Origin of the sequence: Cyanobium sp. A1C-AMD, from assembly GCF_024346495.1 — a bacterium.
GTDB lineage: Bacteria > Cyanobacteriota > Cyanobacteriia > PCC-6307 > Cyanobiaceae > Cyanobium_A > Cyanobium_A usitatum.
In genome coordinates, this window is record NZ_JAGQDB010000036.1 from 1 (window position 1) to 23,070 (window position 23,070).

At 65.0% G+C, this 23,070-nt stretch carries 26 protein-coding genes and 1 pseudogene; 19 read left to right on the forward strand and 8 right to left on the reverse strand.

Annotated elements, in window-relative coordinates:
- Nucleotides 1–40: 40 nt before the first annotated feature.
- On the forward strand, nucleotides 41–655 hold the full coding sequence (locus KBY74_RS07605) for a glutathione S-transferase family protein (RefSeq protein ID WP_254942178.1): 615 nt from the start codon (nucleotides 41–43) through the stop codon (nucleotides 653–655).
- Nucleotide 656: 1 nt separating this feature from the next.
- Here the strand turns inward: KBY74_RS07605 and KBY74_RS07610 are convergent, their stop codons facing one another.
- From KBY74_RS07610 to KBY74_RS07620, 3 genes are all read right to left on the reverse strand, one after another.
- Entirely contained in the window at nucleotides 657–1,307 is a 651-nt protein-coding gene (locus KBY74_RS07610; protein WP_254942179.1) for a pentapeptide repeat-containing protein, read from the reverse strand.
- Complete coding sequence (locus KBY74_RS07615) at nucleotides 1,307–1,612, reverse strand: helix-turn-helix transcriptional regulator (protein WP_254929665.1); 306 nt, start codon at nucleotides 1,610–1,612, stop codon at nucleotides 1,307–1,309. The genes KBY74_RS07610 and KBY74_RS07615 overlap by 1 nt, the downstream gene beginning before the upstream one ends.
- A gap of 236 nt (nucleotides 1,613–1,848) precedes the next feature.
- Complete coding sequence (locus tag KBY74_RS07620) at nucleotides 1,849–2,127, reverse strand: ArsR/SmtB family transcription factor (RefSeq protein ID WP_396123137.1); 279 nt, start codon at nucleotides 2,125–2,127, stop codon at nucleotides 1,849–1,851.
- A 121-nt stretch (nucleotides 2,128–2,248) separates the two neighbouring features.
- Between KBY74_RS07620 and KBY74_RS07625 the strand changes: the two genes are divergently transcribed.
- The 4 genes from KBY74_RS07625 to KBY74_RS07640 all read left to right on the forward strand — a co-directional run bounded on the left by KBY74_RS07625 (nucleotide 2,249) and on the right by KBY74_RS07640 (nucleotide 5,323).
- A complete protein-coding gene (locus KBY74_RS07625; RefSeq protein ID WP_254929661.1) occupies nucleotides 2,249–2,716 on the forward strand; it encodes a hypothetical protein in 468 nt (155 codons plus the stop codon).
- A complete protein-coding gene (acsF, locus tag KBY74_RS07630; RefSeq protein ID WP_254929662.1) occupies nucleotides 2,716–3,741 on the forward strand; it encodes a magnesium-protoporphyrin IX monomethyl ester (oxidative) cyclase in 1,026 nt (341 codons plus the stop codon). The genes KBY74_RS07625 and acsF overlap by 1 nt, the downstream gene beginning before the upstream one ends.
- A gap of 86 nt (nucleotides 3,742–3,827) precedes the next feature.
- A complete protein-coding gene (locus KBY74_RS07635; protein WP_254942194.1) occupies nucleotides 3,828–4,622 on the forward strand; it encodes a fatty acid desaturase in 795 nt (264 codons plus the stop codon).
- A complete protein-coding gene (locus tag KBY74_RS07640) occupies nucleotides 4,619–5,323 on the forward strand; it encodes a long-chain fatty aldehyde decarbonylase (protein ID WP_254942180.1) in 705 nt (234 codons plus the stop codon). Before KBY74_RS07635 ends, KBY74_RS07640 begins: the two co-directional genes overlap by 4 nt.
- On the opposite strand, the gene KBY74_RS07645 is transcribed toward KBY74_RS07640, so the two are convergent.
- On the reverse strand, nucleotides 5,316–5,711 hold the full coding sequence (locus KBY74_RS07645) for a hypothetical protein (protein WP_254942181.1): 396 nt from the start codon (nucleotides 5,709–5,711) through the stop codon (nucleotides 5,316–5,318). The genes KBY74_RS07640 and KBY74_RS07645 overlap by 8 nt on opposite strands.
- A gap of 96 nt (nucleotides 5,712–5,807) precedes the next feature.
- On the opposite strand from KBY74_RS07645, the gene KBY74_RS07650 reads away from it, so the two are divergent.
- The 4 genes from KBY74_RS07650 to KBY74_RS07665 all read left to right on the forward strand — a co-directional run bounded on the left by KBY74_RS07650 (nucleotide 5,808) and on the right by KBY74_RS07665 (nucleotide 10,291).
- Nucleotides 5,808–6,470, forward strand: coding sequence for a biliverdin-producing heme oxygenase (locus tag KBY74_RS07650; protein ID WP_254942182.1), 663 nt, complete (start codon nucleotides 5,808–5,810; stop codon nucleotides 6,468–6,470).
- Nucleotides 6,471–6,513: 43 nt separating this feature from the next.
- Nucleotides 6,514–7,872, forward strand: a complete 1,359-nt coding sequence (hemN, locus tag KBY74_RS07655) for an oxygen-independent coproporphyrinogen III oxidase (protein ID WP_254942183.1) — start codon at nucleotides 6,514–6,516, stop codon at nucleotides 7,870–7,872.
- Between the two features lie 311 nt (nucleotides 7,873–8,183).
- A complete protein-coding gene (pdeM, locus tag KBY74_RS07660; RefSeq protein ID WP_254942184.1) occupies nucleotides 8,184–8,861 on the forward strand; it encodes a ligase-associated DNA damage response endonuclease PdeM in 678 nt (225 codons plus the stop codon).
- Nucleotides 8,862–8,899: 38 nt separating this feature from the next.
- Complete coding sequence (locus KBY74_RS07665; protein WP_254942195.1) at nucleotides 8,900–10,291, forward strand: hypothetical protein; 1,392 nt, start codon at nucleotides 8,900–8,902, stop codon at nucleotides 10,289–10,291.
- Between the two features lie 18 nt (nucleotides 10,292–10,309).
- On the opposite strand, the gene KBY74_RS07670 is transcribed toward KBY74_RS07665, so the two are convergent.
- Entirely contained in the window at nucleotides 10,310–10,747 is a 438-nt protein-coding gene (locus tag KBY74_RS07670) for a CBS domain-containing protein (protein ID WP_254929578.1), read from the reverse strand.
- Nucleotides 10,748–10,825: 78 nt separating this feature from the next.
- Between KBY74_RS07670 and KBY74_RS07675 the strand changes: the two genes are divergently transcribed.
- Complete coding sequence (locus KBY74_RS07675; protein ID WP_254929574.1) at nucleotides 10,826–11,353, forward strand: CDP-alcohol phosphatidyltransferase family protein; 528 nt, start codon at nucleotides 10,826–10,828, stop codon at nucleotides 11,351–11,353.
- Here KBY74_RS07675 and KBY74_RS07680 read toward each other — a convergent pair.
- The 3 genes from KBY74_RS07680 to KBY74_RS07690 are packed head-to-tail and all read right to left on the reverse strand — an operon-like array spanning nucleotide 11,339 to nucleotide 14,141.
- Nucleotides 11,339–12,262: an oxidoreductase gene (locus KBY74_RS07680; RefSeq protein ID WP_254942185.1), complete on the reverse strand. Its 924-nt coding sequence runs from the start codon at nucleotides 12,260–12,262 to the stop codon at nucleotides 11,339–11,341. The two genes, KBY74_RS07675 and KBY74_RS07680, sit on opposite strands and share 15 nt — an antisense overlap.
- A 45-nt stretch (nucleotides 12,263–12,307) precedes the next feature.
- Nucleotides 12,308–13,225, reverse strand: a complete 918-nt coding sequence (locus KBY74_RS07685) for an NAD-dependent epimerase/dehydratase family protein (protein WP_254942196.1) — start codon at nucleotides 13,223–13,225, stop codon at nucleotides 12,308–12,310.
- A 58-nt stretch (nucleotides 13,226–13,283) separates the two neighbouring features.
- A complete protein-coding gene (locus KBY74_RS07690) occupies nucleotides 13,284–14,141 on the reverse strand; it encodes a substrate-binding domain-containing protein (protein WP_254942186.1) in 858 nt (285 codons plus the stop codon).
- A 186-nt stretch (nucleotides 14,142–14,327) separates the two neighbouring features.
- Between KBY74_RS07690 and KBY74_RS07695 the strand changes: the two are divergent.
- The 9 genes and pseudogenes from KBY74_RS07695 to KBY74_RS07735 form a co-directional block, all read left to right on the forward strand.
- Nucleotides 14,328–14,528: pseudogene (locus tag KBY74_RS07695) on the forward strand (TIGR02450 family Trp-rich protein); the annotation flags it as partial.
- Nucleotides 14,529–14,558: 30 nt separating this feature from the next.
- On the forward strand, nucleotides 14,559–15,323 hold the full coding sequence (gene hisA, locus KBY74_RS07700) for a 1-(5-phosphoribosyl)-5-[(5-phosphoribosylamino)methylideneamino]imidazole-4-carboxamide isomerase (protein ID WP_254942197.1): 765 nt from the start codon (nucleotides 14,559–14,561) through the stop codon (nucleotides 15,321–15,323).
- A gap of 160 nt (nucleotides 15,324–15,483) precedes the next feature.
- Nucleotides 15,484–15,846, forward strand: a complete 363-nt coding sequence (locus tag KBY74_RS07705) for a Fur family transcriptional regulator (RefSeq protein WP_254942198.1) — start codon at nucleotides 15,484–15,486, stop codon at nucleotides 15,844–15,846.
- Nucleotides 15,847–15,936: 90 nt separating this feature from the next.
- A complete protein-coding gene (locus tag KBY74_RS07710) occupies nucleotides 15,937–17,544 on the forward strand; it encodes a DUF3685 domain-containing protein (RefSeq protein ID WP_254942187.1) in 1,608 nt (535 codons plus the stop codon).
- Nucleotides 17,545–17,584: 40 nt separating this feature from the next.
- On the forward strand, nucleotides 17,585–18,199 hold the full coding sequence (locus tag KBY74_RS07715) for a thylakoid membrane photosystem I accumulation factor (RefSeq protein ID WP_254942188.1): 615 nt from the start codon (nucleotides 17,585–17,587) through the stop codon (nucleotides 18,197–18,199).
- Nucleotides 18,199–19,572, forward strand: a complete 1,374-nt coding sequence (fumC, locus tag KBY74_RS07720; RefSeq protein WP_254942189.1) for a class II fumarate hydratase — start codon at nucleotides 18,199–18,201, stop codon at nucleotides 19,570–19,572. The genes KBY74_RS07715 and fumC overlap by 1 nt, the downstream gene beginning before the upstream one ends.
- Before the next feature lie 78 nt (nucleotides 19,573–19,650).
- Nucleotides 19,651–21,411 (forward strand): bifunctional diguanylate cyclase/phosphodiesterase, encoded by a 1,761-nt coding sequence (locus KBY74_RS07725; RefSeq protein WP_254942190.1) that lies wholly within the window; start codon nucleotides 19,651–19,653, stop codon nucleotides 21,409–21,411.
- Between the two features lie 5 nt (nucleotides 21,412–21,416).
- The gene (locus KBY74_RS07730; RefSeq protein WP_254942191.1) at nucleotides 21,417–22,334 is read left to right on the forward strand and encodes a fatty acid desaturase; all 918 of its coding nucleotides are present in this window, start codon (nucleotides 21,417–21,419) and stop codon (nucleotides 22,332–22,334) included.
- The coding region (locus tag KBY74_RS07735) for an alpha/beta fold hydrolase (RefSeq protein ID WP_254942192.1) at nucleotides 22,331–23,070 on the forward strand (740 nt) is incomplete at its 3' end. The genes KBY74_RS07730 and KBY74_RS07735, both read left to right, overlap by 4 nt.

Sequence of the window (23,070 nt, forward strand, 5' to 3'; positions counted from 1 at the left end):
ACGGCTCTGCCGCAACTCCTAAGCAACTCAGCACCATTCCATGACCCTGAAGCTCTACGGCGGCGCCCGCAGCCGCGCCTCCATGCCCCGCTGGTATCTAGAGGAGAAGGGGATTGCCTACGAATGGATTCAACTCGACATGGAGGCAGGCGAACACAAGGGAGACACCTTTGGTGCCATCAACCCCTTCGCCAAGGTGCCAGCGCTGGTGGATGAGACCCTGCGCTCACCAGGCGGCAAACCGCTGCAGCTGTTTGAAAGCGGCGCCATCCTGCTGCACCTGGCCGATCACCACGCCAACGAATTCGCTGGCACGGCGGCTGAAATGGCAGCCCAGCGGGCTCTGGCAAACCAGTGGATCCTGTTTGCCAATGCCACCCTGGCAGTGGCGCTGTTTGTGCCTAGCAACCGGGAGCGGGAATTCCCGCAGTTGATGGGGGTGCTTGATGGGCTGCTGGCAGGCGGCCGCTCGCTGCTGGCAGGGCCCTGGGGCGATCCCACCTGGAGTGTTGCCGACTGCGCCGTAAATGCCTACCTGGCCTATCTGCCGATCTTCTTCCCCCAGATCGACCTAAATCCCTACCCCAACGTGCAGGCCACGATTGCCGCCACCCAGGCCCGGCCGGCCTACCAACGCGGCATGGGCAGGGCTTGAATCAGGATCTTTGGGATTCCGCCAGAAGGGTCCCAGCCAAGCAGGCACCCTCCAGGTCGGCTCCCTGCAGCTGGGTATCGCGCAGGTCGCAACCACTTAGATCCGCCTGGCGCAGATTGCAGCTACGAAGATTGGCTCCATAGATGCAGCTGCCCTGCAAGTTAGCGCTCTGCAGATTGGCGCCCTCTAACAGGGCAAAACTGAGGTCAGCCTCCGCGAAATCGGCATGGCCCAGATCCGTGAGTTGGTCGAGTCCAGAGCGGAAATCGGCTTCAACCAACCGCGCTTGTCTCCAGCTGCTGCCAGCAGCCACAACGCCCCTTAGACAGCAGCGGTGCATCACGGCCCGATCAAAGTTCGATTCCTGAAGACGGCAGCCAGAAAGGTCTGCTTCGTGCCAGAAGGATCCCTGGGCTTGCATTGATGAGAGGTCTGCTCCCCACAGCAACGCTTGCTGAAAGCAGCAGCGTTGCACCTGCGCCCCCCGCAGGCGGGCATGGCCGAAACGTGCTTCCTTGAAACAACTGCCCTCCAGGTTGCAATCAGAGAGGTCGAGGTCGAGACCGTCAATACCACCGAGCCGCAGACCCTGAAAATTGCGCTCGCCTGCCTCCAAGGCCGCACGGAGATATTGGCGACTGGTCTCTGCCATCAGAGAAAGGCAGCAAGGGCATCCAATTGCTGGCGACGAAAAGCAAGCAGTAGCTTTTCAGCCTGGGCAATCAGCTTGAAGACCCCCTTGTCAGCCACCTCGTAATAAACGAGGGCTCCCTCTGGTCGGCGCTGTACCACGCCCGCAATGGTGAGCAGCTTGAGATGTTTCGACACCAGCGCCTGGCTCAGGCCGGTGCTGTCCACAACGGCAGTCACGTTGAGGGGGCCTGCCCGCAGGGCGTGGAGCACGGCAAGCCGATTCGGCTCCGAAAACACCTTGAAATAGTCAGCCAGGTGCTCCATGGCCATGCTCTGCTGCAATCCGATAAAATCACTCTAGAGCATCAAACACATAGCAGCTACTCTAGAAACACATTTCCGTGATATCCTGATAGCCGAAGCCTACGAACTGCCGCTTAATCGCTAGCCCTACCCACCACCCTCACCATCCTGCGGGCCCTGGTGGATGAGATGCGCGATCGGCGCCAAGCCGTGGGCAGGCGGCGCTACTGACGTGACCCCCTTTGCTGCTCCAGGTCCTATGAGAGCTGGTGGCGTCGGGTGGCCAGCAGCAGCATCTCGGCTTGGCCCAGAAGCTTGAACACTGCTTTGTCGATCACCTCGTAAAACACCAGGGAGCCCTCGGGCCGGCGCTGCACCACTCCGGCGATGGTGAGCAGTTTGAGGTGCTTCGACACAAGGGCCTGGCTGAGCCCCGTGGCCTCGAGCACCGCCAGCCGGCTTGGCTCGGAGAACACCTTGAAGTATTCGGCCAGGGCTTCCATCTGGTCCTCGGGAAGGGAGGTGGCCAAAAACATGCCTAGTCAAATTTTGACTCATCTTTGCGCTAGTGAATCACCGCTAAATCCAGCTACTGCGTAAATTGCGTAACATGATGCCGTTATGACGTTAAGCTGTTGTCCTCTTGTTACTGCGTCCATGTCGCCTGAGTCCCTCGCGCCTCCCCATCCCTTGCCCCCCTCCGCCGCACCGGCTGTGTGGCCGCTGCAGTGGCCCCAGCGGGAGGGACTGTTGGAGCGCCAGCACGACCGTCTCGAAGCATTGCTTGACGATCTGGTCGATCGCCACTGCCTAGCCGACGAGGAGCGCAGTGCTCTGCAGCTGCTCGCTGATCGCCGCGACTGCCTGCTGTTGGTGAGGGGACTGCGCCTGCATTTGCGGCTAGAGGAGCGCTGGCTCGCTCAGTGCGGCTGCCTTTGCCCTGGCCACCGGGCCGCCCACTGCGAGGCCGTCGCTGCCGCTGCTGCCGGCTGGGAGGTTGCCGAAACCCTGCGAGCCGCGCGGCTGCCCTGGCTGATGGAACTCCAGCAGTGGTTTCACGGCCATCGCCACGGGCCCGATGCCCTGGCCTACGCCCGCGCTGCCGCCCTCACCCCCTCCCTCTGATGACCACCTCTGCTCCCCACCTGCGCGAAAACCTGCTCACCCCGCGCTTTTACACCACCGAAATCGAGAAGGCTGCCAAGACCGATCTCGTGGGCCAGCTCGCTGCCTTCGAGGCGATGCTCAACGAGATGGAGGCCGATTACAACCGCGATCACTTTGATCGCAAGGCCCCCCTCGATCGGCTGCGGGTCCTGAATCCAGACGAGAAAGTAGCCTACGAGAGCTATTTAGTGCGCAGCTGCGTGTCGGAATTCTCCGGCTTTCTGCTGTTCAAAGAGCTCTCACGCCAGCTTCAAAAGGCAGGCCGCCCAGAGTTGAGCCGCCTCTTCAATTTGATGGCCCGTGATGAGGCTCGCCATGCCGGATTTCTCAACCGGGCCCTGGTGGCCGAGGGCATTGAAATCGATTTGCCGGCGTTGAGCGGCAAGCGGCCGATCACCTGGTTTCCGTTGAGTTGGGTGCTCTATTCGGTGTATCTCTCCGAAAAGATCGGCTACTGGCGCTACATCTTGATCGACCGGCACCTCAAGGCTCACCCCGAGAACGACTTCGCCCCCCTGTTTGATTTCTTTGAGCCCTGGTGTCAGGACGAGAACCGCCACGGCGACATCTTCAATATGCTTCTGCGCTGCTGGCCGGGGTTGCGGCAGGGACTGCGCGGCCGGCTGCTGAGTCGCATCTTCCTTTGGAGCGTTTTTCTAACCCACAGCCTGACGGTGTGTGAGCGCGGCAACTTTTACAAGCTGCTGGGCATGGATCCCAGCAGCTTCGATGAAGAGGTGATGCGCAACACCAACCGCACAGCCCGCCGTGCTTTTCCGGTGGTGTTCGATCTGGAGGGCCGCGCCTATTTCGAGCTGCGCGATCAGCTGGTGGAGGTGTTCCGGGCTATCAAATCCAGCGCGGAGGAGCCCGCTAGCCCTGCACGGTTGCTGAAGTCTCTCGGCCTGAAGGCCCGCTTTGCAGGCTTGCTGTTGCGCCAGCTCAGCCAGCCGATGGTGCCATCCTCTGGGGCAATCGCGTGAGGGCGGCGACTTCCCTGCCCGCCCTTGGGCAGGGGGTGAAGGTGGTGCCTGGACGCTTGCCCTTCAGCACCGGAACGGTGTTGTTCATGGTGGCGATCCATGCCCTGGCGTTGATCGCTCTGTTGCCACGCTTCTGGAGCCCAACAGCACTGCTAGTCCTATTGGTGCTGTACTGGCTTACCGCCTGTGTGGGGGTGACCCTGGGTTACCACCGTCTGTTGGCCCACAGAGCTTTTCAGGTGCCCAGATGGTTGGAGCTAGTTATCGCTACCTGCGGTGCCCTCAGCTGCCAGCACGGTCCGATCGACTGGGTGGGCTTGCATCGCCATCACCACCTGCACTCCGACGATCCAGCTGACCACCACAACAGTCATCTCGGCTTCTGGTGGAGCCACTTCGCCTGGATGCTGCACACCGTGCCAGCCAAGCAGTACGTGCTCCAACTCACCCCTGACCTGCAACAGATTCCCTACCACCGCTGGTTAAACCGCAACTTTTTGCTGCTGCAGTTGCCCCTGGCGGCGGCTCTCTATGGGCTGGGTCTGGCGACCGGAGCCGGTGGTTGGGCCCTTGTGCTCTGGGGCATTCCCCTCCGCCTGGTGTTTGTTTATCACGCAACTTGGCTGGTCAATTCAGCCACCCATCGGTGGGGCTACGTGAGCCACAGGAGCGGTGATAGTTCCCGCAATAACTGGTGGGTGGCCCTGCTCACCTTCGGGGAGGGCTGGCATAACAACCATCACGCCTACCCCAGTAGTGCCCGCATGGGCTTTCGCTGGTGGGAGCTCGATCTCACCTGGTGGCACATCCAGATGCTGGGCCGGCTTGGCCTGGCCCGTCGAATTCGCCTGGCCGCTCCTCTTCACTCCTCCTCCTCATGACGTCCATGCCCTTTTCAGCCCTGCCCGACATCTCCAACCCCGCCTACCGCGATGCCTACAGCCGCATCAACGGCATGGTGGTGGTGGGTGAAAATCTCGCTGGTCGCCACTTCCGACTGCTTGCCCGCGCCATTCCAAATGATCAGCAGGAACTGGAGCGACTTGCCGCCATGGAAGGGCGCCACGCCAGCGACTTCATGGGCTGCGGTCGCAACCTTGGAATCAAGCCCGATCTAGGCCTAGCCCGTCTCCTCTTCGCCCCGCTGCACGAGCTGTTCCTGAGGTGCAACCAGCAGGGCGACCTACCGGGCTGCCTGGTGATTCAGGGCCTGATTGTGGAGTGTTTTGCCCTTTCGGCTTACCACGCCTACCTGCCGGTGGCCGACGCCTACGCCCAGCCCATCACCGCCGCTGTGATCAGCGATGAAGGAGAGCATCTGGGCTACGCGGAGCGCTGGTTGCATGCCCACTTCGGCGCAGCGCAGGCATCCGCCGGCATGGTCAGCCGCAAAGCCCTACCGATCACTCTGGCCATCCTGCAGACCATGGCTAAGGACATGAAGGCGATCGGCATGGACCCGCACGAGGTGCTGGCAAATTTCAGCGAGCTATTTCTTCAAGCCCTGAAAGCCAGCGGCTTTGATCAAACAGCAGCCAGACGCATCGTTACCGGAGGCCTAGCTGCTGCTGCAACTAGATGATCCAGGCCAGGTCAGCGAGGGGCGCGGGGGAGGGGAGATCAATCGCTTCACTGCGTAGCCAAGCACTGCTGAGCTGCATGGGCCGTAAAGCGCCACCAAACCGCAGCTGCAGCCAGACAGCGACGCTGGGATCGAGTATGGCAATCGCCTCCGCTGGGCCTGGTTGCTCGATCCCGCTCCGCCGGCCAACCACACCCAGCATTGAGCTGAGATTCGGCGGGCAGTACCAGAGGCCCGCCTCGCCGATCCCCTGATGACGGCGTCGCTCGAGCATCAGTTCGCGCAGCTGGCCATCCCCGCTGAGCGCTGGGAACGGAGCCACTAGCAACTGCAGCTGGAGTAGGTCCGTCGGCGGCGGGCCCAGCTGGGGCTCAAAGGGTATGGCCATGGGGAGCGTTGCAACGTTTTAGGAATCACGGGACAGTGTAACAACGGTAGTGGCATATCATTGACCCGGTTTACGCCGCCCGTCCGGGCGAGTCCGATGCTCTCCTCTCCTTCCCTCTCCACCACCTCCCAGCAGGGCCAAGTTCTTGGTCCGCGGGTGCGCAAGCTGCACGCCCACATCGGCAAGGCCCACCATCAAGCGGAGGGGATGGAGTTTTCCAGGGCACTGCTGGAAGGCAGAGCCACGCCGCTGCAGCTGGCAGGCCTGCTGAGGGCGCTGCTGCCGGCCTACACCCTGCTTGAGCAGGAGGCCCCCGACTTGGCCACCGCCCTTGGCGCAACGAACATTCCTTGGTCAGATCTGGCCCGCAGGCACGCCCTAGAGCACGACCTGAAGCAGCTCGCCGCCTTGCCAGCAACACCGGCATCAGCGGCAGCAGCCAGCTGGCTGGAGCAGGTCAAGTTGCTGGCTCGCCAGGCACCCCACCGGCTGATGGCGCACGTTTATGTGCGCTACGGCGGCGATCTCTCCGGCGGACAGCAACTAGGGGGCCAGGCCAACGCCATCCTGAGCCGCCATGGCTTGTCAGCACTGAAGTTTTGGTCATTTGAGCAAGAGATCCCTGCCCTGAAGAAAGCCCTACATGACGGTTTTGAGCAGATGGATCTATCTGAAGCAGAGGAAGAAGAGTTACTGGATGAAGCCGTAGCGGCCTTCAAGCTCACCCAGAAACTGCTAGCCGAACTCGCCGAGATATAAGGCGGCAACGCATCCCAGCCCCCCAACCCAACCCCTCACGCCCATGCCCGCCATCGCCCCTGCGCTCAGCCCGATCGAGCTGCTGCTCAAGTACAACAAGCCCGTTCCCCGATATACCAGCTATCCCACCGCAGCAGCGTTTGAGATCGGAATTGGAGCAGGGGAGCTAAGCCGGCAACTTGCCCAACCAACCAGCGCACCACTTTCGCTCTATGTGCATGTGCCTTTCTGCCGCCATGCCTGCTGGTATTGCGGCTGCAACCGGGTGACCACCCAACTCGGCTCCAAGGTGGTGGAGCCATACCTGGCCTCATTGGGGATCGAGCTGAAGCTCCTCAGGGCCGTGATGCCACAACGACGTCGGATCGCCCAACTGCACTGGGGCGGTGGTACCCCCAACTATCTCAATCAGCAAGAATCCGCCCAGCTCTGGGGATTACTGGAGCAGCACTTCGAGCTCGAGCCCAACCTCGATGCATCCATCGAAGTCAATCCGGAATTCCTCAGTCGCGATGAGGTGCTGCATCTGCGGGGCCTGGGATTCAATCGCATCAGCTTTGGCATTCAGGATTCCAATCCAGAGGTGCAGAAAGCTGTGAATCGAATCGTGCCAGTGGAGCAGTTGCTCCGGGTGATGGGCTGGCTACGGGAGGTGGATTTCAACAGCGTGAATGTGGATCTGATCTGCGGCCTGCCACTCCAGACACCGGAGCGCTTCCGCCAGACCCTGGCACTGGTGCAGCAGTTGCGCCCTGATCGCATCTCCCTGTTCTCCTTTGCCTACCTGCCGGAGCAGTTGCCACTGCAGCGCAAAATTGCCGCCAGCGATCTACCCAACCAGCGCGACCGCTTGATGATGCTCGAAGACGCCCAGCAGCTGCTCTGCAGTTCTGGCTACGAGGCTGTTGGCATGGATCATTACGCCCTCGCGGGCGACAGCCTGGCAGAGGCCGCCCGAGCTGGGCTGCTGCATCGAAACTTTCAGGGGTACACAACCGGTGGGGAGCTGGAGCTGCTGGGGGTGGGGCCCACCGCCATCAGCCAATTCCCGCACCTATTCACCCAGAACGAACGGAATCTCAAGGCCTACACCCGGGCCCTCGCAGAGGGTCGCCTACCCGTGGAGCGCGGTTTGGTGGTCAAGGATGCGGAGACCCTGGACCGGCGCGAATTGATCCGTCAGGTGATGTGCGAATTCGCGGCAACCATCGACCTTGATCACTTCAGTGGAGAGTGGCAAGAATTGCAGGAGCTGGCCAAAGATGGGTTGGTGAAACTGGAAACCAGCGGTCGGCTTGGCTTGCTCACAGTCACCACCTCGGGCCGCTGGCTGATCCGCACCATCGCCGCGGTCTTCGATCCGCAACAGCAACAGCGCGCTTCTGGATCCTGCCTGGTTTAAGCCGTCACCAACCAGCGTCCAGCCGCCACCAGCACCAGGGCCAGAGCCAATCCACCCCAACGGCTCCAGCCGGCCGGTTGAAAACGGGGGATCAGCATGGCCGTGCCCCACTTGTCCTATTCACCCCGCGGCCAGGGCCTGGGCTGCCAACCCAGTCGCCGCGCCAGGCCCTGGATGATCTCTCCCCAAACCATGAAGGGATACACCACGCCGCACCCGACCCAGCCGGTACGGCGCCAGGGTCAACAGGTTGCGGATGGGTCCTTAAGCACCGGCGTTACCGATGATGGCCCCACACGCGGCCACGTCCAATGCGCAAAGGACATGGCTTGGACGTCAGCTTTGACTGGCGGGGCCAGCGGCTGCAGCTGCTGGGAGCCAAGGCGGCGTGGGATCCCCAGCGCCGGGCCCTACTAGTGGCGGATTTACATTTAGGCAAGGCGGAAACCTTCCAGGCCCATGGCATTCCCCTGCCCAGCGATGGCGACGGCGCGACCCTCAATGGGCTCATGGAGTTGGCCCATCAGCTGGAGCCCCAGCAGGTGGTGGTGCTGGGAGACCTGATCCACAGCCGCCTGGGGCTCACCGGCGAACTCCGCGCCAAGCTGGCTGCCCTACCGGAGCTGCTGGGCTGCCCGTTGCGCCTGATCGGCGGCAACCATGAGCAGGGAAGCTGGATCGAGGGGCTGCCGCAGGAGCCTTCCCAAGCCCTGGGCCCCTGGTGGCTGAGCCACATTCCAGAGCCCCGGGCGGGCATGCTCAACCTCTGCGGCCACCTGCATCCAGTGGCAGTGGTGGGCCGGGGTGCCGATCGGCTGCGGCTGCCATGCTTCAGCTATTGCGAAGCCAGTGAGCGCTTAGCCATGCCAGCCTTCGGGCGCTTGACGGGAGGCCATCCCTGCTCCCAACGTGATCGGATCTGGTTGGTGGCCGACGGCGCCGTCGTGGATTGGACGCAAGCACCCCCCAGCAGCAATCGGGCCGCCTGAGCCCCAGGCCCCGCCGCCCGTTGTGGCGATACAAGCGGATGCTCACGGTGGCTCTGCCAGCAGGCTTTCTCACCTTTTTGGTGGCCATTGCCCCACCGCTGCCCGGGTCCGCCCCCCGGGCCGGAGCACCCATACTCACCCGCGCCGACGACCAACCGTTCCGCTACCAGCCGGACGACAGCACCTATGCCCTCGACTTCGATCCCCGGGCCGTGCAGATCGACCTGCTGGAGGGCTGGGATCGGGAACAGGAGGCCTACGCCGACAGCCAGGCCCTGGCCTTCTTTTCGGGGCCGATGTACGAGCGCCACGTCGATGCGGGCGGGCGGGAAATCACGGTGCCGCTGGGCGATCTCAAGCTGGGCGATCGCATCTGGCGCGGCCGCAACCGCACCGCTGCCCGCCAGCGGGCCTTTGTGGGCATCCGCCGCGATGGGGGCGTCGACTTCGGCTTCGGCGAGCTGACGGCCGATCGCGCCCAGCGCTACGACAGCTTCATCGGCGGGCTTCACAGCGTCTACAACGACCTGGAGCGGCCGCCGGCGAGCTATCGCGGTGCCTACAGCATTTCGATGGGCCAGCAGATCCGCTATTTCCTACCCAGGATCCGCATGGTGATCGGCCTGCGCCCCGACGGCCGGCTGGAGGTGCTGATGAGCCGCGATGGCCTCACCCTCGAGCAGACCCGCTCCCTGGCGCGGCAGCGCGGGCTGCGGGCCGCCTACCTGCCCGACCACGCCTCCAAGAGCCGTTTCATCATCCCCGGCAAAAAGGGCTTCAGCGCGGCTGACGCCAACTGGATCAGCGGTGGCGCCACCAGCTTTGTGCACGTGCCCTACCTGCTGCGGCTGAGCCGACGCAACACCCCCCTGCAGGGGTCGCTGCTGGCCAGCCTGGCGGGGCGAACGGCTGCGGAGGGCTGCGGCAATCCCTTCCAGTGCGGCCAAACCCTCGGCGGGCAACTGGTGGACCGGGCCCTGGCCGGCTTCAACCGGCTGATGGAGCAGGGGGTGGAACCCATCGCCCAGCTGATCTGGGCCCCTCGTAGCCCCCGGGATCCCCTGCGGGCCAACGCCAAGGCCCCCCTGCGGGAGCCGCCGATCAGCGCGGACCCCCTGGCCCTGCGCCAGCGCCAAGAGCAAGCCGCCGACAGCCCGGCGATCACCGGGGTGGAGTTCGAGACCCTCGGCCTGCCATCCGACCTCTCCCAGCCCCTGGTACTGCCAGAAGGCGTAGAACTGCCTGAGGAGGGAGCCGCGGCCGCGGACGGGTACGCCTCGCCAGCGGATCCAGGGGCCGCCGAACTGGACGGCGCCGAACCGGCGGAAGCACCATTGGATTCGGCGGTCGGCCCCACGGGCCAGATCACCACAGGGGCTCCCCTGCCGGGAGCGCCGCCACCACCGGGCCTGCCAGTGCCAGAGCCCTGATCGGCTGATACCCCTGCTTCAGCCCGCTGCCGCCAGGGCTCGCACCACATCGCCCCTGGTGAGCACACCCACCGGGTGGCGCTCGCCATCCAGCACAAACAGACGTTGGGTGCTGCGCTCATGCAGCAGGCCAGCCGCCGCCGGCAAGGGCAGCTCGGCGCTGCAGCTGTGGGGGTGTTGGCCCATCACCTCGCCCACGGTGCTGCCGAGCACCTGGTGCACCTCCTTGTCCCAGTTGAGCGGATTGCGCAGGTAGATCACCGCATCGAGCAGCATCACGTAGGGGCCGGGCTGGAAGCCGCTTTCGCGCACCATCAGGTCTTGCTCGCTGAGCTCGCCCACCAGGGCGCCACTGCCATCCACCACCGGCAAACCGCTGATGTGGTGCTCGCTCATCAACTGCACGGCCTCCTGCAGGGGACTGTCCGCTGTGACACTCAACACCGGTGCAGACATCACGGCGGAAACCAGCTGTTGCACCACGGGCCAAACAAGACGACTGGAGCCATTCTGGGGCCGAGCACGGCAGACACGATGGCGACGCAACGGATACGCCAACTGGCCGACGGCCTCACCGTGGCCCGGGCTGTGTTGGGACTACCGCTGATCGTTGCCCTGGCGGGGGGCCAACCAGCCCTGGCCTGGTGGCTGCTGCTACTGGGGGGCCTGAGCGACTGGGCCGATGGCGCCCTGGCACGCCGGGCCGGCGGCGGCTCGGTGTGGGGAGCCCGCCTCGATCCCCTCACCGACAAAATCCTGATCAGCGCACCGCTGCTGTGGCTTGGAGCGGAGGGGATCCTGCCCCTGTGGGCGATCTGGCTGCTGCTAGCCCGGGAACTACTTATTTCTGGCTGGCGCGCCGCTGAAGCCAGCGGCGGCCCGGCCTCCTGGAGCGGCAAGCTCAAAACGATCCTGCAATTCGCCAGCCTGCTGCTGCTGCTCTGGCCCAACGGCTGGGGTTTCGGACTGGCGGCAGCATTCCAGACCGCTGGCTTCTGGCTGTTCTGGCCGTCGTTGCTGCTGGCGCTGAGCTCGGCCTGGGGCTACCTACGCAAGCCCTAAAGCAGTGAGCTCCTCGCTGCGCTGCCAGAGCCGCTGGCGCTGATCGGCATCGAGGGCCGCGGGGGCAATGCGCACCTCGGTGGGCCAGCCCCGCATGCCACCAAACTGATTTGGTCCGTAGTGGCCCCCTGGGCTGGCTTCGGGTGCGGTGGCGGCAAACAACTGGGGCAACGCTCCCATGGCCGCGCTCTGCAACAGCGGGCCCATCAGCCGGTAGGCCAGGGGTTCAATCCACGAGCCGTTGGCAGTAACTGAGGCCAGCTGAAGATTGGTGCGGGCAAAGCCCGGATGGGCCGCCAGCGACAACACGGCCTGGCCCTGATCGCGCAGCCGCTGCTGCAGCTCTAGGGCAAACATCACATTGGCGAGCTTGCTCTGGCCGTAGGCAGCCCAGCGGTCGTAGCGGCGATCGCCCTGCAGATCGTCGAAAGCAATCCTGCCGAAATACTGGGCCCCTGAGGTCACGCTCACCACCCGTGCATTCGGGCGGTCTGATAGCAGCGGCAGCAGGGCCAGGGTGAGGGCGAAATGGCCCAGGTGGTTCACACCCAGCTGCATCTCGAAGCCGTCGGGGGTGAGCTGCCGCGGCAGGGCCATCAGGCCGGCGTTGTTGATCAGCAGATCCAGCCGGCCGTAGCGATCGGCAAATTCCGCAGCTGCACGACGCACGCAAGCCAAGCTGGCCAGATCAAGCTCCAGCAGCTCAACGGCACCACCCCCGCTAGCGGCCGCTGCCTGTAATTCATCCTTGGCCCGCTCTGCCCGGGGCAGGCTGCGGCAACCGAGCACCACGGTGGCGCCCTTGGCCAGTAGCGCCCGAGCCGTTTCCAGGCCCAGGCCGCTGTTGGCGCCGGTGATCAGGGCCAAGCGTCCGGCCTGATCGGGAATGGAGTCGGTAGTCCAGTTCATGGCAGGAGCCTATGGAAATAGGCCTCACACCTGCGGCAAGGGTGCTCAGCCGATCAAGGCCTCGTCTGCGGAGAAATCGGGGCTGGTGGGAGTACGCAGGGCGTAGTCGTTGGTATAGCTGTCGGCGATGGTGGCCTCGAGGTCAAAGGCCGGCTCCCAGGCGAGTTCGCGCCGCACCCGGGTGGTGTCGGTGAGGAAGTGGGCCAGGCGCAGCGGGAAGGCCTTGCGGGCTTTTTTATCGAGAGCAGCGGGATCGAAGCTGCGGATTTCCACAGAAGCGAGCTCCTTGCCGGCCGCCCGGGCCGCTGCCTGCACCAAGCCGCGGAAGGTGACGCCCTGGCTGCCGGTGCAGTTGTAGATGCGATTGGCGGCGGCATCCACCTCGATGCAGCGAGCCATGGCGGCGGCTAGGTCTGCCACATGGCCCAGCTGGGTGATCGTGCTGCCATCACCGGGCAGGGGCACGGGCCGGCCATGCACGATGCGATCAAAAAACCAGCTCTCCACAGGGTTGTAGTTGCCCGGCCCCACGATGTAGGTGGGCCGGAAGCTTGTGAAAGCGATGCCCTCGCTGCGCAGCCAGGCTTCGGTTTCGGCCTTGCCAGCGTGGCGGCTGGCCGGATCAATAGGGCTGTTTTCATCGAGGGGCCAAAGCTCGCTGTCGGCATAGACGCCGGCCGAGCTCACATACACAAAGCGATGGGCCGGAGGCCCGGTGCGCTCGATCACAGCGCGGGAATCCTCAAGGCTGCGGCCCGAGCTATCGACGATCACATCAAAACTGCGACCCACCAGCGGCTCCAGCCCCCCAGCAGTGCTGCGGTCGCCGATCAGGTGCTCCACCCCTGCCGGCGCTGGCTTGTTGCCACGAGTAAACAAGGTGAGGGCATGGCCTTCAGCCTGCAGCCGCTCCACCAGCGGTTTGCCCACGAAGCGGGTGCCGCCCATCACCAGGATGTTCATGCTGCTGCCCACGGGGCCGCGAAACTGGGCGCCATTCAAACCCCCGGCTAGCTGTCGGTTACTGCACCACCGTTATGCCCGTATCGATCCGCTCGATCGGTGGCGCCGCCAGCGTCTGCTGCCAAAGGGACAAGATCGACCAGTAGCCCTGGGCCCTCGGCTTGGTCGCCACGCTGGAGTTCACCACGCCGCTGCGTATTTGGCCCACCAGCTCGGGCAGATCATCAATGCCGACCGCCTGCACACGACCCTGGGCCCCCAGGCTGGCGATGGCGCGGCCGATGCCGATAGGCCCGCTGGCGTCACTGGCCACCCAGCCCCGCAGCGCCGGATGGGCCTTCATCGTCGCTAGAGCCTGCTGCTCGGCGGTGGCGATGGAGTCCTGATCGCTTGGGGTGGCCACCACCTGGATGCCGGGAAAGCGGCGGAATACCTCCTGATGGCAGCGAAATCGGATCGCGTGGTTTGGCGCCGTGGGAACCCCCTGCATGATTGCCACTTCACCGCGACCTGCCAGCAGCTTCACCAGGCGCTCAGAGGCAATCTGGGCCTGCTTGCAGTAGTCGTTGCCCACGCTGGTGATCGGCAAGCCGGCCGGTGCTTCGGAATCAAAAATCGCCAGCTGAATCCCCTCAGCCCGAGCGCGGACAAGCAGGGGAGTTAGGCGGTTGGCATCGAGCAGATCGATGAAAATTCCATCGGCCTTGGAATTGATAGCCCGGCTGAGGATCGCTTGTTGCTGATCCACCGTGGCTTGGGCCGGGGGCTGGTAGTCCACGGTCACCGGCCGGCCGGTCTGGCTAGTAATCATGCGAGCCGCCGCCAAGGCTCCCAGCCGCACCTCCTCAAACCATGGGTGACTGACCTTCGGAACCAGCACAAAACGCAGAGCCGTTTTGGCCGGTTCCGCCCTCACGGGCATCAACATTGCTCCTGCAGCGACCCCTAAGCAGGCGAAAACCCTGACGGCACTCCTGCCGATTCCGCCTGCAAAGGAGGCTTGTCGAACTCGGGCCATCGGGCGCACAGGCGGAGCTTCTAATTTTGGCTGCCAAGACGGCGCCGTAAACCACACTTTGTTTCTGGTTTGCCTCTTTTTGTGATGCGTCTGGCCAAGGCCTACACAGCCCAGCCCGCCACCATCACGTCGTGGCCCCCCGGCAGTCGCGGCTATCGCCACTTCTCCCTGCTGGGGGAGCGGGGCCAGGGCGCGGAACGGTCCGTGGAACTCCAGGCGGTGCTGGAGCGAGGCTTTCGGCTGGTGGTGCCGCTACGGGAGCTGCGCAACAGGCAGCTCTGGCAGCCTGGCTGGCAGCAATTGCCTCCAGCAGCCATGCAGATAACTCCCGCCATCGACCTACTCGATGGCCACTGCGTGCGGCTGCACCAAGGCGACTACGACCAGGTAACGCGCTTCTCCGACGACCCAGTGGCCCAGGCCCTCAGCTGGCAGCAACAGGGAGCCAGGCGGCTGCACCTGGTGGATCTAGACGGGGCCCGCAGCGGCCAACCGGTCAATGATGCGGCCGTGAAGGCGATCACCACTGCCCTCAGCATCCCCGTGCAGCTGGGGGGTGGGGTGCGCAGCGCCGAACGGGCTGAGGAGCTGCTGAGCTTCGGACTGGATCGGGTCATCCTCGGCACCGTGGCCCTTGAGCAACCCGAATTAGTCGATGAGCTGGCAGCGCGCTATCCCGGCCGGATCGTGGTTGGCATCGACGCCAAAAACGGCAAGGTGGCCACCCGCGGCTGGATCGAAGAGAGCAGCACCGAAGCCACCGCCCTAGCCCAGCGCTTCTGCGCCAGCGGCATCGCCGCAATCATCAGCACCGACATCGCCACAGACGGCACCCTGGCGGGCCCCAACCTCGAAGCCCTGAGGGCGATGGCCGAGGCCAGCGCCGTGCCGGTGATCGCCTCCGGCGGCATCGGCAACCTGGAGCACCTGCTGTCGCTGCTGAGCCTGGCGCCCCTAGGGGTAGAGGGGGTGATCGTGGGCCGGGCCCTCTACGACGGACGGGTGGATCTAGCTGAAGCCCTGCAGGCCATCGATGAGGGCCGACTGCAGGATCCGACCAGTGCCTCGATGATGGCCTGAACCGGCAGCCTGCCCCGATGGCAATAGCGGATCGCTTGCAACCTGCCCTATAACAGATTGAGTCTGATTTGAGGCGTGTCGCGTGAACGCCGGCGCCCTTCCCCCAACCAATCCATCAACCTGCGTAGACGACGTCTATCAGCGCTGCCGCGACCTGGGCATGAGGCTCAGCCGCCAGCGCCGCATGGTGCTCGATTTGCTTTGGGTTGAGAAGAGCCATCTCAGCGCCCGCGACATTTTTGAAAAGCTCAACAACCTGGGCCGCAACATCGGCCACACGTCTGTTTATCAAAACCTCGAAGCCCTTCAAACCGCTGGCGTGATCGAGTGCCTCGACCGGGCCAGTGGCCGGCTTTACGGCTATCGCAGCGATCCCCACAGCCACCTCACCTGCTCGCAATCAGGCACCATCCAAGACCTAGACGTCGAGCTACCGCGCGAGTTGCTCGACCAGATCGAGCGCCACACCGGCTTCGCCATCGAGACCTACACCCTGCATCTCACCGGCCGGCGCCGCAGCTGAATCCCTTCGCCCACCCAGGACTGGAGAATCCGCTTCAGCATCGGTACCTTTGGCCCATGCCATCACCAAACCCATGAGTTCGCCAAACCCGTGAGTTCGCAGCTGCTGCTGTTTGCCGAACCGCTGCTGCGCGATGGCCTCACCCGCCTGCTCACGGCTCAGGCGGGGCTGTACTGCGTCGCTGAGCGACCAGAGCAGCTGCAAGGGCTGCCCCAACTGGTGATCTGGCAAGCCAGCAGCGGCGACCTCAAGGGCGGGCGGCTGGCCGAAGAATTGCTGCGCCTGCAGGAGCGCTGGCAGCCAGCTCCTGTGCTGCTGCTGCTGCCTGCGGCCCATGGTCTGGGCGGTGATGCCCTGCTGCAGCTGCCGGCGGCTGGAATCCTCGAATCGCCCGACCCCCAGGAGTTGCTGGCGGCCCTCGCCACCCTGCTGACGGGCGGGCGCGTGCTGGCAGCGGCGGCGGGCAGCGCTTCCCACCGCCCTGCAGCCAGCCCGGCCATCGGCCTGGGCCAGTGGCTGCTGATCAGCGGCCTGCAGCAGATCGACGCAGACCTAGCTGCCATCAAGCGCCTGCTGACGCCGCCGCCCACCAACCTGGTGCTGCTGCTGGTGCTGCAGGGCCGCCTGCGCGAACTCTCGGCAGCCCGCGAGCTGCTGCTGCTGCTTTGGGGGCCGCTGAGTGTGGCCTGGGGCGCGCCCGATCCCTGCCCCAGCAGCCCGGAGCCCGTGCTGGCGATCACCCTGCAGCAGCGCAGTGCCGATGGCATCTGGCGCGCCATTCGTCAGCGGCTCGAGGCCGGCAGTGGTACCGAGCTCAGCAACCAAAGCGGCCAGCTGCTGGCCTTGGAGGGCCTCAGCCCCGAGCGGCGGCGCGACCTGCTGCTGGCCCTGCTGTGCCAACTAGACAGCCTGCGCCAGCGGCTACTTGCCGACCCCTCTCCCCTGCAGGAGCGCTGGGAGCAGTGGCAGCCCGAGCTACGCCAGCAGGCCATGCGCAGCCTGGTGAATTCCTACGTGCAGCTGCCCTGCGAAGGCAGCCTGCTGCCGGTGGCCGACAGCCTGCTTCGCAGCAGCGATTTAACGGGCCGCGACCCGGAGCTACCCGAGGCCCAGCCGATGCTGGCCTCCCTGGTGCGGGCCCAGCCCCTGCTGGTGGATGGCCAGCTGCTGGCCGCCGACGAACCGCGGGCCGTGCTCTACCTCGAACTACTAGTGAGCAACTGGCTGGTGCGCAGCGCCGAACTGGTAAGTGCCGAGCTGCTGGCCAGCTGCGCCGGCTGGCCCGAGTTGCGTCGCTACCTGCTCCAGCCCGAGCTGCTCGCCACCCGCAACCTGGAGCGCCTGCGCAACCAGCTCAACGCCCAACTGCGTTGGAGCAGCTGGGTGGAGCGGCCAATCACCCTCTACGAAAGCCGCCGCCGGCTCTACTGCCTGCGCGATGGCGCCATCCGCTGCCAGGAGCTCACCGAACCCCGCGACGCTGAACTACGCCAACTGGGCTGGCTGCAGCAACTGGTGACCCTGGCGCTCGAAAGCCGCGATGCCCTAGCGCCCCAGGTGCAGGGACTGCTGCGAGGCCTCGGCGATCTGGTGGTGGTGCTACTCACCAGGGTGCTGGGCCGAGCCATTGGCCTGGTGGGCCGAGGTATTGCCCAGGGCATGGGCCGGGGCATCGCCAAGGGCGTGGGCCGCAGCTGACGCCCCGTCACAATGGCTTTATTCGAGCTTGCAAGCCGGCATGGGGCGAAATAAAAACGGGCAACAGGGGATCGGGGCACGGGCCTCAACCCTTGGGCACATCCTGCGACTCCTGCTCAGTTCAGCCCTGGGGCTGCTGCTGGCGGCGGGCCTGGTGGGCCTCGGTAGCCGCCCCGCCCAGGCCTCGCTCACCAACAACAGCTACGACGGCAACATCTACGCCCTCTACGCCGGCAACGGCTCCCTGGTGCCGCCCCGCAGCAGCCTTGCCAAGGCCCTGGAAGACCACCGCACCACCGTTGTCGTCTACTACCTGGACGACGACGCAGCCAGCAAGCAATTCTCGGCGGTGGTCTCGGAGCTGCAGCGGGTGTGGCTCAACAACATCGAGCTGATCCCGCTGGTTACCGATCCGCTCCAAAACCGGGCCGACACCGGCCCCAGCGATCCGGCCCACTACTGGTCGGGCCTGATCCCCCAGGTGGTGGTGTTCAACAGCGAGGGGCAGGTTGTCTTCGATGAGCAGGGCGCCGTGAGCGTCGATGCCATTAATGCCGCCGTCAGCCAGGCCACCGGCATCCCCCTACCCGAGGGGGGCACCACCAGCACCACCGAGAGCTTCAACGAACTCAATTCCGAGGTGGTGAGCCGCTGATGGGCCGCCTTGAAAGCGACAGCATGGGCGCCATCGAGGTGCCCGAGCAGCACTACTGGGGCGCCCAGACCCAGCGCTCAATCGAATATTTCCCCTTCGGCCAGGCCATGCCCCTGGCGGTGCTGCACGCCTTCGGAGCGCTCAAGGCAGCCTGCGCCGAGGTGAATATGGCCAAGGGCAAGCTCAGTCCCGAGCTGGCCGCCCTAATCGTGGCGGCTGCCGAGGAGGTGGCCTCCGGCACGCTTGATGCGGAATTCCCATTGAAGGTGTGGCAGACGGGCTCCGGCACCCAAACCAACATGAACGTCAACGAGGTGATCGCCAATCGGGCGATCGAAGCCGCCGGTGGGGTGCTGGGCAGCAAGAGCCCGGTGCACCCCAACGACCATGTGAACCTCAGCCAATCCAGCAACGACACCTTCCCCGCGGCCCTGCATGTAGCCGTGGCGATTGAGCTGGAGCGCACTCTGTTGCCCGCCTTAGAGGCGCTGCGCGCCGCCCTGGCCGTAAAAGCCGAGGCCTTTGCCTCGATCATCAAGATCGGCCGCACCCACCTCCAGGATGCGGTGCCCCTGAGCCTGGGCCAGGAATTCGGCGGCTACGGAGCCCAGCTGGATTTAGCTCTGGAAACCATCCGCGCCAGCCTGCCCCAGGTGCGCCAGCTGGCCATCGGCGGCACGGCGGTGGGCACCGGCCTCAATGCCCCCAGCGGCTTCGGCGAGGCGGTGGCGGCGAGGCTGGCCGAGAGTCTCGGCCTGCCCTTCACCAGCGCGCCCAATAAGTTTCAGGCCCTGGCCGGCCATGAGCCCCTGGCCGCGGCCCACGGGGCCCTCACCGTGCTGGCAGGCTCGCTGCTCAAGATCGCCAACGACATCCGCTGGCTGGCCAGTGGCCCCCGCTGCGGCCTGGGGGAGCTGGTGATTCCGGAAAACGAACCTGGCAGTTCAATCATGCCCGGCAAGGTGAATCCCACCCAGGCCGAGAGCCTGACGATGGTGGCCGTGCAGGTGATGGGCAACAACACCGCGGTGCAGCTGGCCGCCAGCCAGGGCAATTTCGAGCTGAATGTGTTCAAACCAGTGATCGCCCACAACGTGCTCGAAAGCATCGAGCTGCTCGCTGGCGGCTGCACCAGCTTCCGCCAGCATTGCGTCGAGGGTCTCAGGGCCAATGAAAGCCGCATCGAAACCCTGCTGGATCAGAGCCTGATGCTGGTCACGGCCCTCACCCCGGCGATCGGCTACGACCGGGCCTGCGCCATCGCCAAGCACGCCCACAACCACCAGCTCAGCCTCAAGGAGGCCGCCCTAGTGCTAGGCGAGATCAGCGCTGAAGAGTTCGATCGCTGGGTGCAGCCCGAGCAGATGGTCTAAAGCTGCCAAATCCAATAAAGCTGCCAGTATTAAGCAAGAGGGTTCTTACCTTCACGGGCTAAGCGGAGAGATAAGACGATGACCCTACTTTTGAGCGACAGCGCCTTTGCTGATGCCGGCATCCCGATGGCCTTTGTTGTTCCCAGCGCCGAGCGGGGTGGTCTGGGCTTGATCCAGTCAGCCAATGGGGCCATGGCCTTTTTTACCGGCCGCTCCCCGGAGGACCTGACGGGGCTGGCGTTTGCAGATCTTGTGCACCGCGACGATGTCGCCATCGGGGAAGACCAGCTCGCCAGACTGAGCAGTGGCCAGGTAGAGAGCTGCAGCTTTGAGAAACGCTTTGAGCACGCCGATGGCCATCGCACCTGGGGACTAGTAACGGTGGCCCAGGGCCACGACACTGATGGCAGCCGCCAGGGGTCCTTGGTGGTGCAGGTGCACGACATATCCGAGCGCAAGCATTTCGTCGGCCAACTGGAATATTTCGCCGACCACGACCCGCTCACCTCGCTGTACAACCAGCGCCGCTTCCGCATCGACGTCGAACGCCAGCTCGCCTACGGCCGCCGCCATGGCAGTGGGGGGGCGGTGTTGATGCTCGACCTCGACAACTTCAAGGAGGTCAACGACCAGTACGGCCATGCCGCCGGAGATGCCCTGATCATTGCGGTGGCCACCACCCTCAGCGGAAATTCCCGGGAAACCGATGAGGTTTCCCGCCTGGGAGGCGATGAATTCGCTGTGTTACTGCCTGAAGCAGAACTAGCCGAGGCCGAAAGCCACGCTGAAAAGCTGCTGCGAGCCATCGCTGCGGTGGTAGTGGAAGGAGCCGGCCAAGGCATCACCGTGGCCGCCAGTTGCGGCGTGGCCGGCTTCACAAGCGATGACGGCCAGTGCGCCGACGACCTGCTGATCAACGCCGACCTGGCGCTATATCAGGCCAAGGAATCCGGCCGGGGCTGCGTCAGGGTATTTCACACCGACAGCGGCCTGCACGAAAAGGTGACTGCTCGTTTGATGTGGTCAGAGCGGATCCGAGAAGCCCTCGACCACGACGGCTTCGTGCTGCACGCCAAACCGGTGATCGATCTGCAAACAAATGCGGTGGCCTTCTACGAGCTGGCGATCCGGCTGCGGGCCCCCGGAGGCATCCTGATTCCCCCGGCGGTGTTCCTCTACACGGCCGAACGCTTCGGCATGGCCATCGACATCGATGAGTGGGTCACCGGGCGGGCCATCACCCTGCTGGAGGAGATGAACCAGGCCCAACCCATCGCCCTGGGGGTGAACATCAGTGGCGCGTCTCTGCAGGGGGATCGTTTCGCCCAGTTCCTCGAAACCCAGCTGGCAGGAACCAGCTTCCCCCGCGAGCTGCTGATCTTTGAGCTCACGGAATCGGTGGCGATGGCCAACCTCGAACAGGCCCGCCAGTTGGGCCGGGTGCTCACCAAACTCGGCTGCCGGCTGGCGCTGGACGACTTCGGAGCCGCCTTCGGCAGCTTCTACTACCTCAAACATCTGCCCGTCGATCTGCTCAAAATCGCCGGGGAATACGTGCGCGGCCTGGGCACGGAACACGACCCCGCCGACCGCCTGATCATCGAGGCGGTGGTGAAGCTGGCCAAGGGACTCGGGACCCTGGTGGTGGCTGAGTTCGTGGGCGACCAGGAGACCCGTCAGGAACTGCTATCGATGGGGGTGCGCCTGGGCCAGGGGGCCTTCCTCGGCCCCTCCCGGGACGTTAGGGAGATTGAAAGCCTCCAGCCCCAGGGCGCCCAGCAAGACCCTCAAACAGTCACATCGCCTACCGAAGTCGGGGCCACCGGCCTGGTGGGATAGGCCCCATGGCCCAATCCCACCCACCCCTGCTGGAGCGCGATGCGCTCGCCAGCCTCAACCAGCTGCGTGATGGTCCCGCAGCCGTGCGCCTGGCCAGCCATCTACTTATGACTTTCGCGGGCGGCCTGGTGTGGGCCCACCAGCCCTGGCCCCTGGCCCTGAGGCTGGTGGGGCTGCTGGTGTGCGGCATCGGCCTGGCCACCTGCTTCGCGCCCCTGCACGAGTGCTGCCATCGCACGGCCTTTCGCGGCAGAAAGCTGAACGACACGGTGGCCTGGTTCGCCGGGCTGCTGAGCTTCTACAACTCCACCTACTACCGGCGCTACCACCAGTGGCACCACCGCTACACCCACCAACCGGGACTCGATCCCGAACTGGAGGATCCCGTGCCCACCAATCCCTGGGCCTACCTGCGCGAAGTGAGTGGCTGGAACTGGTGGAGCGGCAAGTGGGGCGGCTACGCCCGGCTGCTCTGGGGAGACCTAAGCAACTTGAGCTACCTGAGCCCTGAAGCCATTCCCCAGGTGCGGCGCTCGGTGCGGCTGCAGTTCGCCGTTTACGCAGCCCTAGCCCTGGCCTCCCTGCTGAGCGGCACCGGCTTTCTGCTGTGGTTCTGGCTGCTGCCCCTGGCGGTGGGCCAGCCCCTGCTGCGCTTTGTGCTGCTGGCCGAGCACAGCGGCTGCTGCTTCAGCGTCGACGGCACCGAGAACACCCGCACCACCCTCACCAATCCTGCGGTGCGCTGGCTGATGTGGAACATGCCGTTCCACGCCGAGCACCACCTCTACCCTTCCCTCCCCTTCCACGCCCTGCCCGCAGCCCACGGCCCCATCGCCCCGCACCTGCGCCACTGCGATCGGGGTTATCTGGCGGTGCACCGCCGCCTGCTGCGCAACCTGCCACTCCTGGGCCTGCCGGCATGAACGCCACCGCAGTCGCCCAGCGCACCCAGCACCCCCTGGGCAACCTTCCCCTGGCCTGCGGCCACACCCTGCCGGAGGCCCAGCTCACCTACCTCCAGATCGGCGAGCTCAACGCCCAGCGCTCCAACCTGATCCTGGTGCCCACCTCCTATGGGGCCCGGCCCGAGGATCTGGCCTGGCTGGCCGGCCCGGTGCTGGATCCGGAGCGCTGGTGCATCGTGATTGCTGGCATGTTCGGCAACGGCGCCTCCAGCAGCCCCAGCCACGGCGCCATGGGCCTGGCCGAACAGGGCTGGGTGGTGAGCCACCGCGACAACGTCGCAGCCCAACGACAACTGCTGGCGGAGGTGTTCGGCGTTGAACGGCTCCCCCTGATCTACGGCTGGTCGATGGGGGCCCAACAGGCCTACCAGTGGGCCGTCGAACACCCGGAGGCGGTGGAGCGGATCTGCTGCGTCTGCGGCACCGCCCGCACCACCCCCCACAACCGCCTGTTCCTGCTCAGCCTGCGCCAAGCCCTCACCGCCGATCGCCACTGGAATGGCAGCGGCTTCAACGCACCGCCGGAGCAGGGGCTGCGCACCTACGCCCTGATCTACGCCAGCTGGGCCGCCAGCCAGCCCTTCTTCCGCAGCCTCGCCGAGCCGGTGGAAGACCACGTGGAGCAGCACTGGCTGCCCCACTACCAGCGCCATGACCCCCGCGATCTGATCGCCATGCTCGACACCTGGCTGGC